Here is a 14,578-nt window from a genome sequence, read left to right as displayed (position 1 = left end):
CTCGCCATCGCAGCGCATCAGCCGAACTTCGGCCGGTGGTGCGCCCAGGGCGCGGCGCGCTCCAGCTGGGCGGAAACCGTGAGCACGGTGTCTTCGCGACCGAAATGTCCGATCAATTGCGTGGCCACCGGAATCTCCCGGTCGGTCCAGTGCAGCGGCAGGCTGGCGGCGGGAATGCCCGCGCCGTTGATGACCGGCAGGAAGGTCGAGTAGCTGGCGGCGCGCTGCCGGTAGGCGCGAAAGCCGAGCCGGTCGCCGCCGGCGAGCGACAGGTAATCGACCGGGCACGGCAGCTGGGTGAGGGTGGGCGTGAGCAGCAGGTCGACGTCGGCCATGGCCGTGGCGAAGGCGCGGCCTACGGCATGCAGGCGCGATACGGCGTCGATGTAGGCGGCGGCGTCCAGGGCCTGGCCCACGTGCCAGCCGTCGAGGATCACTGGCTCCAGCTCGTCTTCGCGCACGACGCGGCCGAGCACCTTCATGCGGTTGTGCACCGCCACCACGATGTTGCCGGCCAGGATGCTGCCGTGCGCGTGCACGAAGCCGTCGTAGTCGATGGGCGGCGGCGCCAGCTCCACCACCTGGTGCCCCAGGCCTTCGAGCAGCGAGACGGTGAAGTCGACCGCGGCGTCGCATTCGGGGGCGATGGCGATGCCGTTCCAGGCGCGGCGCAGCACGCCCACGCGCATCGGCACGATGTGCTGTTCGCGCACGGCTTCCAGGTAAGAGCCGGCCTGCGGAGGGGCCGCATAGGGGGCGCCGGGTTCGTAGCCGCCGATGGCGTCGAGCGCGGCGGCCGTGTCGCGCACGCTGATGCTCAGCACGCCGTCCGTCGACATGCCGGCCCAGCCTTCGCCGCGCGACGGCCCCATCGGCACGCGGCCCCGGCTCGGCTTGAGCCCATAGACACCGCAGCAGGCGGCGGGAATGCGGATGGAGCCGCCGCCGTCGCTGCCGTGCGCGACCGGCACCACCCGTGCCGCCACCGCCGCGGCGGCGCCGCCGCTGGAGCCGCCGGCCGACAGGCGGCGGTCCCAGGGGTTGAGCGTCGCACCGCCGTTGCGTGCCGCGTCGGTCGTGCCCGCCATGCACAGCTCGGGCACCGTCGTCCGTGCAAAGGGAATGAACCCGGCCGATTCGAACCGGTTGGCCACCGTGGCGTCGAAGTCGAAGACGGTGTCGCGGAACAGGCGGGAACCGATGCTCGAGGGAAAGCGTCGGTGTGCGAAGCCGGAGTCCTTGAGCAGAAAGGGAATGCCGCGAAAGGCGCCGCGTGGCGCCCATTCGGCCGCGATCCTGCGGGACGTTTCGAACTGGCTGTGGATGAGGAAGTTCAGGGCCGGATTGCGCTGCTCGGCCAGCGCGATCGCGCAGTCCATCAGCTCGGTGGAATCGACCTCGCCACGCTCGAGCAATCCGGCCAGCGCCAGGCCGTCGTGGTTTTCGTAGTCGCCTGTATTCATTGCGTTCCTGCCGTGCCCGGTGGGTGGAATTCGAGTGGGACGCGGTGCCCGTCACGCAGCCGCCGGGGCAGTCTATGAACCGATGCGCGGGCATCCAAACCAGGATGCGACAGGCCACGATCCGAAATACGACAGGGCCGTGACGGGCGCCGCGCTCGCCTGCCGGCGGCGCTTGCGGCGGGTCGCAATTCGGTTGGCGCGATGTCGCGTTCTGGTTCGCGGTGCCCGGGTGAAGCTTCGAAGATGGGCCGCACTTCCACTGCCGTTTCGAGTCATCCGATGGACCTGACCGACATTCCCCTGCACCTTCCTGCCGACAATCCGGACCCCGGGCCGATCCCCACCGAGGCCGACATGCGGCGCGACCTGGCCGCGCTCTACCGCCTGGTCGCGCACTTGCGCATGACCGACCTCATCGACACCCACATCAGCGCGCGCATTGCGGGTCCGGAGCACCACTTCCTGATCAACCGCTACGGGGTGCTGTTCCACGAGATGCGTCCACAAGATCTGGTGCGCATCGATCTGGACGGCCGGCCGGTGGACCCGGGCGATCCCGAGACGACCAACCGGGTCAATGCCGCCGGCTTCACCATCCATTCGGCGATCCACGGGGCGCGGCACGACCTGGCTTGCGTGGTGCACACCCACACGGCCGACGGCATGGCGGTGTCGTGCCGCAAGAGCGGGCTCTTGCCCATCACCCAGCATGCGCTGCGTTTCTACAACCGGCTGGGTTATCACGCCTACGAAGGCATCGCGCTGGACCTCGGCGAGCGCGAGCGCCTGGTGGCCGACCTGGGGCCGCACAAGGCCATGGTGCTGCACAACCACGGGCTGCTGGCAGCCGGCGCCACGGTGGCCGAGGCCTTCGTCAACCTGTACTACCTCGAGCGCGCCTGCCAGGCACAGGTCAAGGCCGCGGCCGGTGGCGACGAGCTGATCTTTCCCTCGCCGGAGGTCTGCGAGCGGACCGCGCGCCAGTTCGAGCGGCCGACCGCGCCGGCGTATTGCCAGCGGGTGTGGAACGCCGCGCTGCGTCTGCTCTGACGCGGTCGCCGGCGGTGCTGCCGGTCAGGGCGGCGGAAGCTCGGCGTCCAGCTCGATCTCGATGAAGGCGCCGTCCGGCAGGCTCGAAGCGCCCACGGCCGTGCGGGCGGGGCGCGGTGCCTGCGGCCATGCGGCGGCCAGCACGTCCGACGCCGCGTCGAGCACGGCGGTGTGGGCGCCGAAGTCCGGCGTGGACCGGATGAAGCCGCGCAGGCGACGCACCTGCAGCACGGCCGGCAGGCTGCCGCCGCAAGCGTCCGCGACCGCCGCCAGCACGTTGAGCATGGCCACCCGCGCCGCCGCGCATGCGGGCTCCAGCGATTCGCCGGGCGCGCAGGTGCCGGCGATGGCCGCGCCGTCGACGCGGCAGGTCTGGCCGCTGATCGTCAACTGGCGGCTGCCACCCGGCAGCGCCTGCAGATGAAACGGCGCATAGCTTCCCCGAGGCTGCGGCGGGGCCGGCAGGCGATGGCCGGCCGCGGCCAGGCGTTCGGCGGGCGTGGCCGCGCTCATGCGTGGGCACTCCAGGCGACCTGGCCACTGAGCCAGCAGCCGGCCGGACGGCCGTTGGCGTCGAATCGCGGTCGAACCTCGATGGCCGACGGCCGGCCCATCGCATCGCCCTGACGCACCGTGCACACGACGGGGCGCTCGGCCGTGCCCAGGGCGACGGCGCCGGTGGCGGCCAGATGGCCCCACAGGGCGGCGGCCGCGATGCCGGTGGCGGCATCCTCGGGGTAACCGGACGACTTGGGGAACTGCCGGGCGGCGACGACGGGCGCGTCGGGCGTGCTGTCCGCTGCGTGCGCGAAGGGATAGAGGCCGGTGGAGTCGATGGAGGCGCACAGCGCTTCCATGGCCGCGAAGTCGGGCTTCAGTGCATTCAGGGCCGCCACGTCGGGCATCGGCACCAGCGTCTTGATTCGGCTGGTGCAGGCGTTGGTCATGGCGGGCAGGGGCTCGCCTTGCCAGCCCACCACGTCGGCGATGCGGCGCCGGGCCGGCAGGTCGAGGGCGCCGGTGGTGACGGCCGGTTGCGAGATCCAAACCCGCTCGCCGGCGGCGTCCCATTCGGCGTCGACCAGCCCGCTCAGGGTTTCGATGCGGGCCGAGGGCCTGGTCCACAGGCCCCAGGCGCGCAGCGCCCACAGGGTGCCGACGGTGGCGTGGCCGCACATCTCCATTTCGTGCTGGGGCACGAAGAAGCGAAAGCGCCAGTCGGCCGTGGTCGTCGGCACGAGCACGAAGGCCGATTCGTGGCCGGTGGCCCGGGCGATGTCCTGCATCTGCTGCGAGCCCATGGCGCTGGCGTCGGCGACGAAGGGCACGGGGTTGCCGCCGCCGATGCCGCCGACGAATACGTCCACGCTACGCAGCTCGCCCGGCGAGGGCGCCGACAGGGGGTTGGACAGTGCGGTGGGCTCAGTCAATCTTGGCTCCCACGGCCTGGGCGATGCGGCCCCAGTACGGAATGTCGGCCGCCACGGCCGCCTGCAGTTCGGCCGGCGTGCCCGGACGGGCGTTGATGCCCTTGGCGGCGAAGTCGGCAGACACCGCCCGGTCGGCCAGCACCTTGTTGAGCGCCTGATTGAAGCGGGCGACGACCGGCGCGGGCGTGCCCTTGGGAAACGCGACGCCGTACCAGAGCGACTGCGTGAAATTGGCGATGCCCTGCTGCTGGAAGGTCGGTATGCCCGCCAGCAAGGCGTTGGGCGCGGTGGTGGCCACGGCGGTCAGCTTGCCGCTGCGGATGTAAGGCACCAGCCCGGCCGGGTTGTCGAACATCAGCTGCACCTGGCCGCCCATGAGGTCGGTGTAGGCCGGCGCCGCGCCCCGGTAGGGCACGTGCACGATCGGTACGCCCGCATAGGCCTTGAACTGCTCGCCCAGCAGGTGGGACACCGTGCCGGCCCCGACCGAGGCGAAGCTGTACTGCTGCGGGTTCCGCTTGAGCGTGGCGATCAGCGAGGCGACGTCCTTGCCGGCCACCGACGGGTTGGTGGCCAGCACGTATGGCGAGGTGCCGATGAAGCCGGCATAGACGAAGTCGCGCAGCGGGTCGTAGGGCAGCTTGGGGTACACGCTGACGCTGACCGCGTGGGTGCTGGTGGTGGCCAGCACGGCGGTGTAGCCGTCGGGTGTGGCCTTGGCGACGTAGGCCGAGCCGATCGTGCCGCCGGCGCCGGCCCGGTTGTCCACCACGACCGGCTGGCCCAGCTCGGCCTGCAACTGGGGCTGGATGCCGCGGATGGCCATGTCCGTGCCGCCGCCGGCCGGAAACGGAACCACGATGGTGATGGGGCGTGTCGGCCAGGCCTGGGCCGATGCCGGCAGCGGCGCGATCGACGCGAACAGGCCGAGCGCGGCGAGGGCGGCCGTGCCGACGACGTGCCGGCGCGAAGGAACTTGACGATGGGAGTGCATGGAGGCCTCACGAAGGCATGGAGATGGCTTCATGCTAGGAGCCGGGTCGGGCCGCGGCCAACCAGAACCCGACATGGTCCGCACCGAATTGCGACGGGCCGTGTCGTCGGCACGGCGAGCGTCGGCCGGGCGAATCCAGGGCAGGGTCGCTAGGCCAAAACCTCGCGCAGCAGCCGCGTGAGGTGGCCGCTGTGGGTGAAGCAGAGCTGCTGGCTGACCAGGCCGAGCGGCGTGCCGCGGGCGAGCAGTTCGCGCGCCTTGGCCGCCATCAACCGGCGCCGGATGGTTACCGGGCTGGTGCCCAGTTCGATGGCGCAGGCGCGTTGCAACTGGCGCGCCGATACGCCCAGCGTCTGCGCCACGGCCTCGACGGTCGGCATGCCGGTTTCTTCTTCCAGCGCATCGGCGTAGAGGCCGAGCATGCGCTCGGACAGGCGCGCATCCGGGCCGGGCTCGGTGGCGGTGTCGCAGGCCACGGGCTGGCGGGCGGCCAACTGGGCGACGAGCGCGTTGACCAGGAACTCGCCGGTGCCGGCCGCGAGTGTCGGCGCCGCCAGCGCCTCCAGGATGGCGAAGGCCGCGCTGTCGAGCTGCACCACGCCGAACTGCGTGGTGCGCCCGAGCAGTTCGGGGCGCAGATAGAGCTCGCCATGGCGCTGCCGCAGCGCGCGCGAGCGGGTGCTGTGCGCCGCCGACGGCGGCAGCAGCAGGGCGGTGTGGCGCACCAGCTGCAGGGCCTGCTTCGGCGTTCCCGGCTCTACCACCCAGCGGCTGTCGAGCGCACCGAGTTGAGGCCAGAGCAGCATGGCGCAGTCGTGCATATGCCAGTCGAAGCTGTAGTGCGGCTGCCGGCTTTGGCGCAGGGCGAAGCCCTGCTCGGCAGTGACTGCCAGCTTCGACGAAAGAGGAACGAGTGGGTCCATGGCGGTCCTGCGGCTGCTGGGGAAGGCAAGCGATTTTCGGGCCATGGTGGTGAATAGGGCTTGCGTGCAGGTCGTAGGCGATCGGGTGGGACACCGCATGATGCGACGCCGGCCAAGGTCAGGTGGCGGTCAAGTCGGTCCAGCACAATGCACTGTGCCGGTTCAGGTCGCGATTCACCGGTCGGTACGACGAATTCAAGGGACAAGCCCGAGGAGGGGAAATGAAGTTCATCCGATATCTCCTGGCGGGCCTGCTGATGGCCTGCAGCCTGGCGGCATCAGCGGAATCCGGCGCCTATCCCCGCAAGCCGATCACCCTGGTCATTCCTTTCCCGGTCACCGGCGCGGTCGACGTGCTCGGCCGGCACCTGGCCGACAAGATGGCCACCCTGCTCGACCAGACCATCAACGTGGAGAACCGGCCCGGCGCCGGCGCCACGCTGGCCGCGACCCACGTGGCGGCCGCCGCGCCCGACGGCTACACCCTCATGTTCGGCGGCACGGCGAGCCATGTATCCGCGCCGGTGCTCTACAGGCGCCTGCCCTACGACCCGGTCAAGTCCTTCGTGCCGATCGGCATGGTGAGCGACAGCCCTCATCTGCTCGCCCTGGGCGCCAATACCCGGGCGACGAACCTGCGCGACCTGATCGCCGAGCTCAAGGCCAAGGGCGCCAACGCGAGGCTGGGCAGCTCCGGCGCCGGCACCATGTCGCATCTGGCCGGCGAGCAGTTCAAGCGCACCTTCGGCTTGAACGCCATGGTGCACGTGCCCTCCGAAGGCGGCGCGCGCGCTGCCAAGGCACTGGTCGCCGGCGAGGTCGACATGGCGATCATCAATTTTCCGGACGCGATTCCGCTGGTCAAGACCGGCCGCCTGCGGGTGCTGGCGACCACCGGTGCCCAGCGTTCACCGGTGTTCCCCAACCTGCCCACGGTGAACGAAGCCAACCTCGACCCCTACGTGGTCACGACCTGGGTCGGCCTCTACGCACCGGCGCGCACGCCCGCGCCCGTGGTCAAGTTGCTGACCGAAACGCTGGCCCGAGCCCTGGAGGACGAAAGCCTGCAGCGCAAGATGCGCGCGCAGGGCGACGAGCCCACCTTCCTCGCGCCGAAACCGTTCGCGGAGTTCGTGCAGGACCAGTCCGTGGTCTGGCAGAAGCTGATTCGCGAGGCGCAGATCACCGTCGAGTGACGCTGGTGCTGGAGCCCGCCGTGGGCCCGGTAGAAGGGCTCGCCAGCCGCGCGCCTTCAGAACATCGTGTTGCCGTTGGCCGACTTCTCCGGAATCGGCTGCACCGCGTCCCAGTGCTCGACGATCCTGCCGTTCTCCAGCCGGAAGATGTCGACGATGGCGTTGCCCCGGGTGCCCGGCTCGCGTACCGCGTGTACGTGCAGGATCACCGTGTCGCCGTCGACGAAGCTTTTCTTGATCTCGCTGTGCGACTGCGGAAACTTCTCGCGCAGGAAAGCGATGAACTGGCGAAAGCCTTCCGGGCCGTCCGCGGCGTTGGGGTTGTGCTGCACGTAGCGGTTGCCGACGTAGGCCAGCGCGGCATCGGCGTCCTTCTGGTTGAGCCCCTTCTCGTAGAAGGCCAGCACGGCCTGCCGGTTGGCCTCTTCCTGCGCGGTGTGCGACTGCGTCCAGCCGAGGGCCGGCGCGAGCAGCAGTGCGGAGCCGAGAAGAACGGTGGTGAAGCGAGACATCGAGGCGGCCTTTGTGCGGATGAGGAGCTTGGAAGCAAAGGAAGAACGGCTGGCCGGCAGTGTTGCCGAACTCAGAATTTCACGCGCGCGGTGAGGTTGAGAAAGTTGCCGGTCCTTCCGCCGGCCGCGCGTACCGCCGAGCCCGGCTCGAAATACACATAGTTGGCGCCGAAAGACATCCGCGCGCTGGCGCTCCATTCGGCCGACAGTAGCCACTGCTGCCCGATCCAGCGCGAGCCCTGGCCCGCGGTGCCGCTCACCGACACCAGCGGGGGCGCATAGAAGCCATCGGCCCGTGATTGTTTCCACAGGCCGTTCCAGCCGGCGGTCAGGCGCAGGTCCTTGCGCGGCGCGATCGTGAGATGGGGCTGCAGGTCCAGCAGGTTGGCGGGCGCCGCGACGTTGGCCTCGGAGAAATACGGCAGCTTGGGATAGAGCGCGTTGAAGGTGTTCAGGCGGCCGTCGGTGAGGTCGCGATCGCCGCTGATCGCGTCGGCCTTGAGCCCGAAACGCGGCTGCAGCGGCAGCTCGGCCGCGGTGTAGCCGGCGTCGGAGGACACCGTCCAGGCGCGAATGTCGGACGCGCCGAAAGTGCCGAACTGCCAGGCGCCTTCGAAGTTCCAGTCGGCAGCGCCGGTCTTGCCGAACAGGCGGGCGCCGACGGTGTGGCGCGTCTCCTCGGCACGGCCCTGGGCGAAGCGGGCGTCGGCCCGGTCCAGGCCCAGGTAGTAGAGGTCCGCCGAGAGGCCGGGCAGGCCGGTGGGCATGTCGCTCAGGTAGGCGCCCCAAAACTTCTCGGCGTCGCTGCTGCGGTCGTTGAAACTGCCCACGCGCGGCACCACCGGGCGCAGGGCGAAGAAGTCCGCGCGCATCTTTCCGGCGATGGTCCAGGTGCCGCGTGCGCCGTCGAACGAGCGACGCACGTTCGGGCCTTCGCGTACCGACACCAGGCGCGACGAACCGAGGCTCAATTCCTGTCGGCCGGCACGCACGGTGAGCGACGCCTCGTCGAAGCGCCAGGTGTTTTCGGCGAAAGCCTGGAGCAGGTCGGCACGGTCGTTCTGGATGCCGATCGGCGCACCGCCCCAGCCCGATGTCCGGCCGCTGACCAGCTCGACGAAGGCGCGGGCGGAGTCGCCCAGGCGCAGGTCGCCGTGCAGCTGGAGACGGTGCAGAAAGCGGTCGTCACGGGCCGGGTCGTCGAGGCCGAAGACCGGATGACGGGAGGACTCGTAGACCTCGCGGAATTCACCGCCCAGCCGCAAGGCCGGCGCCGATGGTTCGGTGGCGGCCTGCGCCCGCAGGGCCAGGGGAGCGGCGGCCACGGAGACCGTCAGGGCCAGGCGCAGGGCGGCGAAGGATGGAGGCACGGGCGGATCGAAGAGCGTGGAGGGCGAGGCTTGCCCGGCGACTTTAGGGACGGTGCCGCGCCCGCGCATCCCGCATCCGAGTCGCGCCGCATGCCTCTTTTGGCGCAGTGCGGAGTGCCCCACGACGCGCCGTTCGACCGGGCCCGGCGGGCGGCGATTGTCTCCAACGAGTGGACGGTCTTGTTCGATTCAGCTGGTTTATCCGTGGCCGACGGATGCCTAAAGTTCATCCCATCGCATCGCAACGCAAACAGCCCTGCGATTACCGCCAACCGGCGGCAGTGATCAGACATCGACCGTATCAACCTATTCATCGAAAGAGGAACACACCATGAACACGATCCGCACCACCACCGTTCGCAACACCATCGCCGCCGTCGCCGTGGCCCTGCTGGGCTCCGTCGCCGCCACGTCGGTGTCGGCCCAGGAACTCAGCCGCGCCGAGGTGCGTTCGCAGGTCATCGTGGCCCAGGGCGAAGGCTCGCTGGGCTCGGTCGCCGGCTCCTACGGCTACGACGACCGGGGCCGCTTCCTGAGCGGTTCCGGCCAGGCCAGCCGCTCCGAAGTGAAGGCAGCAGCCACCCAGGCCGTCGCCGACGGCGAGATCGAAGCCGCCATGGGCAACAGCTACGGCTTCGACGTGCCGGTCGCCACCAGCGACACCAGCCGTGCCGAGGTCAAGGCCGCCACCGTGCGTGCCCTGCGCGACGGCACCATCGCCGCCCAGATGGGCAACGCCTACGACAGCCGCATGCTGCCGCGCCGCGCCGCCCGCACCTTGTAAGGCGCGGCTGCCCTTCTCCATTTCTCAAGCGAGTACGCCATGACTGCCTTTGTCCATCCCGATCTTTCCTTTCGCCATGAAGGCGCCGAGCGTGCCGCGTCCGTCGCCCGGGCGGCGGAAGAGGGGCTTGTGCTGCCCCTGCGCCGTGTGTTGCATCGCTTCTCGGTGATGGCCGGCCTGGGCAACGCCGGCGCCGAGGAAGAGCGCCAGCTCTGGAACGCGGCGATGGAGGGCGACCGCACCATGGCGGAGCTGCACCTGGCCGTGCGGCGGGCCGCATCGCCCGACGCGAACGACGACTAGCTCAGTGACGCGTCGCCGGCGTCGAGCGAAGGCGGGCGCAGCAGGTCACGGTCCACACCCATGATCGCGCTGGCCCGCTCCACCGCCTGCCACAGCGCGGCGGGCATGCGCAGGATGTCTTCCGGCGTATCGGCGCGCTGAATCCATTCGCCGACCTCGCGATGTTGTTCGGGGGTAAGCAGGTCCAGGCTCAGCATCTCGTCGATGGTGTTCATTCGGGCAAATCGCAAAGTGGGGTGAGGCGGGGTCGGCGTGCGCCGCCCGGTCGATCGTGGCACATGGCGCCATCGGGCCATGCTTCAAGGTGAAAAGCCGATCCATCGCGTCGAATCCTGCGCGCCGCGGCCGTCGACGCAAGAATTTTCCTGCTGCCCGCGATTGGCGGAATGCGCACCTACGGCAGCGGGAAAGCCGCCTCGAATCAGGCAGCACTTTCTCCTGCCGCGCCGATAGAGTCTGCCGCTCGATCAAGTGGAAGCGGAACGCGGCGACATGCAGGTAGAAGGATTTTTCGACGAGGTGACCGGCACGGTCTCCTACCTGGTGTTCGATCCGGCGAGCCGGGCCTGCGCGGTGATCGATCCGGTCGCCGATTTCGACCTGCACACCGGCCGCCTGGCCTATGCCCAGGCCGAACGAATCGCCGCGCGCATGCAGGCGCTGAATGCCGAACTGGAATGGGTGCTCGAAACCCATGTGCATGCCGACCACCTCTCGGCCGCGCCCTTCTTCCGCGACCACTTCGCCGCCCGCATCGGCATCGGTGCGCGCCTGCCGGAGGTGCGTCGGGCCTTCGCCCCGATGTGGCCTGCCGAAGATGCACGCGCGGCGGTCGCGAGCGAACGCTTCGACCGATTCTTCGATGACGGCGACCAGTTCCGCATCGGCGAGCTGGTGGTGCGCGTGCTCGCCACGCCGGGCCACACCCCGGCCTGCGTCAGCTACCTGGTCGCCGATGCGCGGGCCGAAAACTTCGCGGCCTTCGTCGGCGACACGCTCTTCATGCCCGACGCCGGCACCGCCCGCTGCGACTTCCCCGGCGGCGATGCCGGCACGCTCTACCGCTCGGTGCGCCGCCTCCTGAGTCTGCCGGCCGACACCCGCCTCTACACCTGCCACGACTACCCGCCCGCCGGCCGCGCGCCATGCTTCCAAAGCACGGTGGCCGAGCAGCGCGCGGCCAACGTGCATGTGCGCGACGGCATCGGACAAGCCGACTTCGTGGCCCTGCGCCAAGGCCGCGACGCGACGCTCTGTGCCCCGAAGCTGATGCTGGCCGCGATGCAGGTCAACCTGCGCGCCGGCACCCTGCCCGAGCCCGAAAGCCACGGCGTGCGCTATCTGAAAATTCCGCTCGATGTCGCCTGAGCGGCCGGGCCTGTCCGACATGAACCAGCACCAGCAACAGACCTCATCGACCGCCACGCAGCGGTCCAGCGACATCCTCATCGTCGGCGGCGGCGCGGCCGGCATCGCCGTGGCGGCCAGCCTGCGGCGGCGCGACCGGCGGGTCGGCATCACCATCGTAGACCCGGCCACCGAACACTGTTACCAGCCGGGCTGGACCATGGTGGGTGCGGGCATCTTCGAATCGGCCCGGACCGTGCGGCCGATGGCCTCGGTCATTCCGCCGAACGTGCGCTGGCTGCGCGACGCGGTGAGCACCTTCGACCCCGAAGCCCGCCAGGTGAGGCTGGCCAGCGGCGCGACCCTGGGCTACGGCCAGCTCATCGTCTGCCCGGGCCTGCTGCTCGACTGGGCGGCCATCGAGGGTCTGCCCCAAACCCTGGGCCGCAACGGCGTCACCTCCAACTACCGCGTCGACCTGGCGCCCTACACCTGGCAGCTGGTGCAGGGCTTGCGTGGCGGCAAGGCGCTGTTTACCCAGCCGCCGATGCCGATCAAATGCGCCGGCGCGCCGCAGAAGGCCATGTACCTGTCGGCCGACCACTGGCGCGCCGAAGGTCGGCTCGGCGATGTCGACATCCAGTTCAGCAACGCCGGCGCCGTGCTCTTCGGCGTGGCTGCTTATGTGCCGGCGCTGATGGAATACGTGGCCGCCTACGGCATCGGCCTGAACTTCGGCGAGAACCTGGTCGCGGTGGACGGTGAGCGGAAAGTCGCCACCTTCGTCAAGACCGGCCCGGACGGCAGCCGCACCCGCATCGAACGCGCCTTCGATCTGCTGCACGTGGTGCCGCCGCAGCGCGCCCCCGACTTCATCCGCGACAGCATGCTGGCCGATGGTGCCGGCTGGCTCGAGGTGGACCCGGCCACCCTGCGGCACAAACGCTACGCCGATGTGTTCGGTCTCGGCGACGTGGTCAACACCAGCAACGCCAAGACGGCGGCAGCGGCCCGCAAGCAGGCGCCGGTGGTGGCGCGCAACGTGCTGGCGGTGCGTGCCGGCCGCGAGCCGGTGGCGGCCTATGACGGCTATGGTTCCTGCCCACTGACGGTGGCGCGCGGCAGGATCGTGCTGGCCGAGTTCACCTACGGTGGCACGCTCGCGCCGAGTTTTCCGCAGTGGCTGCTCGACGGCACCCGGCCCACGGCGCTCGCCTGGCATCTCAAGAAATCCGTGCTGCCGCGCCTGTACTGGCAGGGCATGCTCAAGGGCCGCGAATGGCTGGCCGCGCCCGCTTCGCTGCCGGGCTGAGCCGCCTCAGAGCGCCTGGTCCAGGGGCAAAGCGGTGGTGTATTTGATCTGTTCCATGGCAAACATCGAACTCACGTCCGCCAGCTCTGCACCCTTGATCAGCGTCTTGTAGACCTTGTCGTAGCCCTCGATGCTGCTGACCATCACCTTGATCAGGTAGTCGGTGTTGCCGGTGACCCGGTAGAACTCCACCACCTCGGGCATCGCGTTCACCAGCTGGTAGAACGATTCGAACCACTCGATCTTGTGGTGGTTGGTGCGCACCGAAATGAAAACCGTGAGCCCCAGGTTCACTTGTTTGGGCTCCAGCAACGCGACCCGCTTGCGGATGACGCCGCGCTCCTCCAGCTTCTGAATGCGCCGCCAGCACGGCGTCGGGCTCAGGCCAACCTTTTCCGCGACGTCGGCGATGGACAGCTCCGCGTTCTCCTGCAGCGCCTCCAGGATGCCGCGGTCAACACGGTCCAGCTTCGATTCATCGGGCTTCAAGAGTGAAACATCCTTCTAAACATAGAACCAAAGGGCATAACATTCCAATTAGTATAAAAGTCGAGCCATAGATAGCAAGCCGATTCCAGGGGGTGAGCAATACACTCATTTGCGCTCGCCCACTCGGAACGCCTCCATGAACTGTCCCCCGTCCGCACGCCTTTCTGTCGATACCCACACGCGCCTGGCCCACCTCGGCCGCTCTCCCGCCGACCACGCCGGCCTGGTCAACGTTCCCGTCTACCGGGGATCCACGATATTGGCCAACTCGCTCGAAGAGTGGGACTCGCGCAAAAGTGTTTCCAATCCCATGGCGAGTTACGGACGATTCGGGTCGCCCCTGTCGCGTGCGCTGGAAGATTCCATCTGCGAGCTCGAAGGCGGTTTCCGCTCCATCCTGTTCCCCTCGGGCCTCTCGGCCTGCACCCACACCCTGGTCGGCCTGCTGAAAGCGGGCGACCACCTGCTGATCAGCGACAGCGTCTACGGCCCCACGCGGCACTTCGCCGACCAGGTGCTGGCGCGCATGCAGATCGAGGTGGAATATTTCTCGCCCACCGACCTGAGCGACTTCGAACACCGACTCAAGGACAACACCCGCGTCGTTTTTGTCGAGGCGCCGGGCTCCATGACCTTCGAGATGCAGGATGTGCCCGCCATCGCCGCCTATGCGCACCGTACCGGTGCGCTGGTGGTCATGGACAACACCTGGGCAACGCCGCTGTACTTCAAGGCCATCGACCACGGCGTGGACATCTCGATCCATGCGGCCACCAAATACATCATCGGCCACTCCGACGCGCTGCTCGGCGTGGCCACCGCCAACGAGCGCGCCTGGCCCGCGCTGCAAGCCAGCGCCCACGCCTTCGGCGAAACGGCGGGTCCGGACGACATCTTCCTGGCCTTGCGCGGACTGCGCACGCTCGGCGTGCGCATGCAGCGCCACTGGGCCACCGGCATCGCCTTGGCGCAAAGCTTGCTGCAACACGAGGACGTGCTCGACGTGCTGCATCCCGGCCTGCCGGGCGATCCGGGGCACTCCCTCTGGCAGCGCGATTTCACTGGGGCGAGCGGACTGTTCGCCTTCGTCCTCCGGCCGATGTCCAAGGCTCAGCTTTCTGTTTTGTTCCGTAGTTTCAAGCTTTTCGGTATCGGTCTTTCCTGGGGTGGCTTCGAGAGCCTGGCGCTGCTGGCCGATCCGATGCCCGTCCGCACCGCCACCCGGTGCATGAACCAAGGCCATCTCATCCGCATCCACGCCGGGCTGGAAAGCGCCGACGACCTCATCGCCGACATGCACCAGGCACTCGCCGCCGCACGCGCGGCCGGCGTGCCTTCCCACGAACAGGCGCAGGCCGCATTGCCGGTTTCGTGATCGCCTACCCACCACGCCAACGAAAGAGCC

The 14,578-nt window shown here is 69.1% G+C and carries 16 protein-coding genes; 7 read left to right on the top strand and 9 right to left on the bottom strand.

What is annotated here, in order from left to right; all coding sequences use genetic code 11:
* Nucleotides 1-17: 17 nt before the first annotated feature.
* Complete coding sequence (locus R9X41_RS19565; protein WP_318632108.1) at nt 18-1,463, bottom strand: amidase; 1,446 nt, start codon at nt 1,461-1,463, stop codon at nt 18-20.
* Between the two features lie 354 nt (nt 1,464-1,817).
* Between R9X41_RS19565 and R9X41_RS19560 the strand changes: the two genes are divergently transcribed.
* The gene (locus R9X41_RS19560; protein ID WP_318635282.1) at nt 1,818-2,513 is read left to right on the top strand and encodes a class II aldolase/adducin family protein; all 696 of its coding nucleotides are present in this window, start codon (nt 1,818-1,820) and stop codon (nt 2,511-2,513) included.
* A 24-nt stretch (nt 2,514-2,537) separates the two neighbouring features.
* Here the strand turns inward: R9X41_RS19560 and R9X41_RS19555 are convergent, their stop codons facing one another.
* The 4 genes from R9X41_RS19555 to R9X41_RS19540 form a co-directional block, all read right to left on the bottom strand.
* Nucleotides 2,538-3,026, bottom strand: coding sequence for a RidA family protein (locus R9X41_RS19555; protein ID WP_318632107.1), 489 nt, complete (start codon nt 3,024-3,026; stop codon nt 2,538-2,540).
* Nucleotides 3,023-3,943: a PhzF family phenazine biosynthesis protein gene (locus R9X41_RS19550; protein WP_318632106.1), complete on the bottom strand. Its 921-nt coding sequence runs from the start codon at nt 3,941-3,943 to the stop codon at nt 3,023-3,025. Before R9X41_RS19550 ends, R9X41_RS19555 begins: the two co-directional genes overlap by 4 nt.
* Nucleotides 3,936-4,937 carry a Bug family tripartite tricarboxylate transporter substrate binding protein gene (locus tag R9X41_RS19545; protein ID WP_318632105.1) on the bottom strand — a complete coding sequence of 334 codons (1,002 nt, stop codon included), beginning with the start codon at nt 4,935-4,937 and terminating at the stop codon, nt 3,936-3,938. The genes R9X41_RS19550 and R9X41_RS19545 overlap by 8 nt, the downstream gene beginning before the upstream one ends.
* A 149-nt stretch (nt 4,938-5,086) precedes the next feature.
* A complete protein-coding gene (locus R9X41_RS19540) occupies nt 5,087-5,860 on the bottom strand; it encodes a helix-turn-helix transcriptional regulator (protein WP_318632104.1) in 774 nt (257 codons plus the stop codon).
* 221 nt (nt 5,861-6,081) lie between these two features.
* Here R9X41_RS19540 and R9X41_RS19535 point away from each other — a divergent pair, with 221 nt between their 5' ends.
* The gene (locus tag R9X41_RS19535) at nt 6,082-7,056 is read left to right on the top strand and encodes a Bug family tripartite tricarboxylate transporter substrate binding protein (RefSeq protein WP_318632103.1); all 975 of its coding nucleotides are present in this window, start codon (nt 6,082-6,084) and stop codon (nt 7,054-7,056) included.
* 56 nt (nt 7,057-7,112) lie between these two features.
* On the opposite strand, the gene R9X41_RS19530 is transcribed toward R9X41_RS19535, so the two are convergent.
* Together R9X41_RS19530 and R9X41_RS19525 are read right to left on the bottom strand one after the other, a co-directional pair.
* Nucleotides 7,113-7,568, bottom strand: coding sequence for a nuclear transport factor 2 family protein (locus R9X41_RS19530; protein ID WP_318632102.1), 456 nt, complete (start codon nt 7,566-7,568; stop codon nt 7,113-7,115).
* A gap of 71 nt (nt 7,569-7,639) precedes the next feature.
* Nucleotides 7,640-8,938, bottom strand: a complete 1,299-nt coding sequence (locus R9X41_RS19525) for an alginate export family protein (protein ID WP_318632101.1) — start codon at nt 8,936-8,938, stop codon at nt 7,640-7,642.
* A 331-nt stretch (nt 8,939-9,269) separates the two neighbouring features.
* Here R9X41_RS19525 and R9X41_RS19520 point away from each other — a divergent pair, with 331 nt between their 5' ends.
* Both R9X41_RS19520 and R9X41_RS19515 read left to right on the top strand, forming a co-directional pair.
* On the top strand, nt 9,270-9,722 hold the full coding sequence (locus R9X41_RS19520) for a hypothetical protein (protein WP_318632100.1): 453 nt from the start codon (nt 9,270-9,272) through the stop codon (nt 9,720-9,722).
* Between the two features lie 39 nt (nt 9,723-9,761).
* Nucleotides 9,762-10,025, top strand: coding sequence for a hypothetical protein (locus R9X41_RS19515; protein ID WP_318632099.1), 264 nt, complete (start codon nt 9,762-9,764; stop codon nt 10,023-10,025).
* Here the strand turns inward: R9X41_RS19515 and R9X41_RS19510 are convergent.
* The gene (locus R9X41_RS19510; protein WP_318632098.1) at nt 10,022-10,240 is read right to left on the bottom strand and encodes a hypothetical protein; all 219 of its coding nucleotides are present in this window, start codon (nt 10,238-10,240) and stop codon (nt 10,022-10,024) included. The genes R9X41_RS19515 and R9X41_RS19510 overlap by 4 nt on opposite strands.
* A gap of 277 nt (nt 10,241-10,517) precedes the next feature.
* On the opposite strand from R9X41_RS19510, the gene R9X41_RS19505 reads away from it, so the two are divergent.
* Nucleotides 10,518-11,393 carry an MBL fold metallo-hydrolase gene (locus R9X41_RS19505; RefSeq protein WP_318632097.1) on the top strand — a complete coding sequence of 292 codons (876 nt, stop codon included), beginning with the start codon at nt 10,518-10,520 and terminating at the stop codon, nt 11,391-11,393.
* Nucleotides 11,394-11,412: 19 nt separating this feature from the next.
* The gene (locus R9X41_RS19500) at nt 11,413-12,684 is read left to right on the top strand and encodes an NAD(P)/FAD-dependent oxidoreductase (RefSeq protein WP_318635281.1); all 1,272 of its coding nucleotides are present in this window, start codon (nt 11,413-11,415) and stop codon (nt 12,682-12,684) included.
* A gap of 6 nt (nt 12,685-12,690) precedes the next feature.
* Here the strand turns inward: R9X41_RS19500 and R9X41_RS19495 are convergent, their stop codons facing one another.
* On the bottom strand, nt 12,691-13,152 hold the full coding sequence (locus R9X41_RS19495; RefSeq protein WP_318635280.1) for an Lrp/AsnC family transcriptional regulator: 462 nt from the start codon (nt 13,150-13,152) through the stop codon (nt 12,691-12,693).
* 157 nt (nt 13,153-13,309) lie between these two features.
* Here R9X41_RS19495 and metC point away from each other — a divergent pair, with 157 nt between their 5' ends.
* Nucleotides 13,310-14,548 carry a cystathionine beta-lyase gene (gene metC / locus R9X41_RS19490; protein ID WP_318632096.1) on the top strand — a complete coding sequence of 413 codons (1,239 nt, stop codon included), beginning with the start codon at nt 13,310-13,312 and terminating at the stop codon, nt 14,546-14,548.
* The last annotated feature ends 30 nt before the right edge of the window (nt 14,549-14,578 follow it).

The organism is Xylophilus sp. GOD-11R (assembly GCF_033546935.1).
Classification (GTDB): domain Bacteria; phylum Pseudomonadota; class Gammaproteobacteria; order Burkholderiales; family Burkholderiaceae_C; genus Xylophilus.
This window is presented reverse-complemented; position numbering and strand designations above follow the sequence as displayed.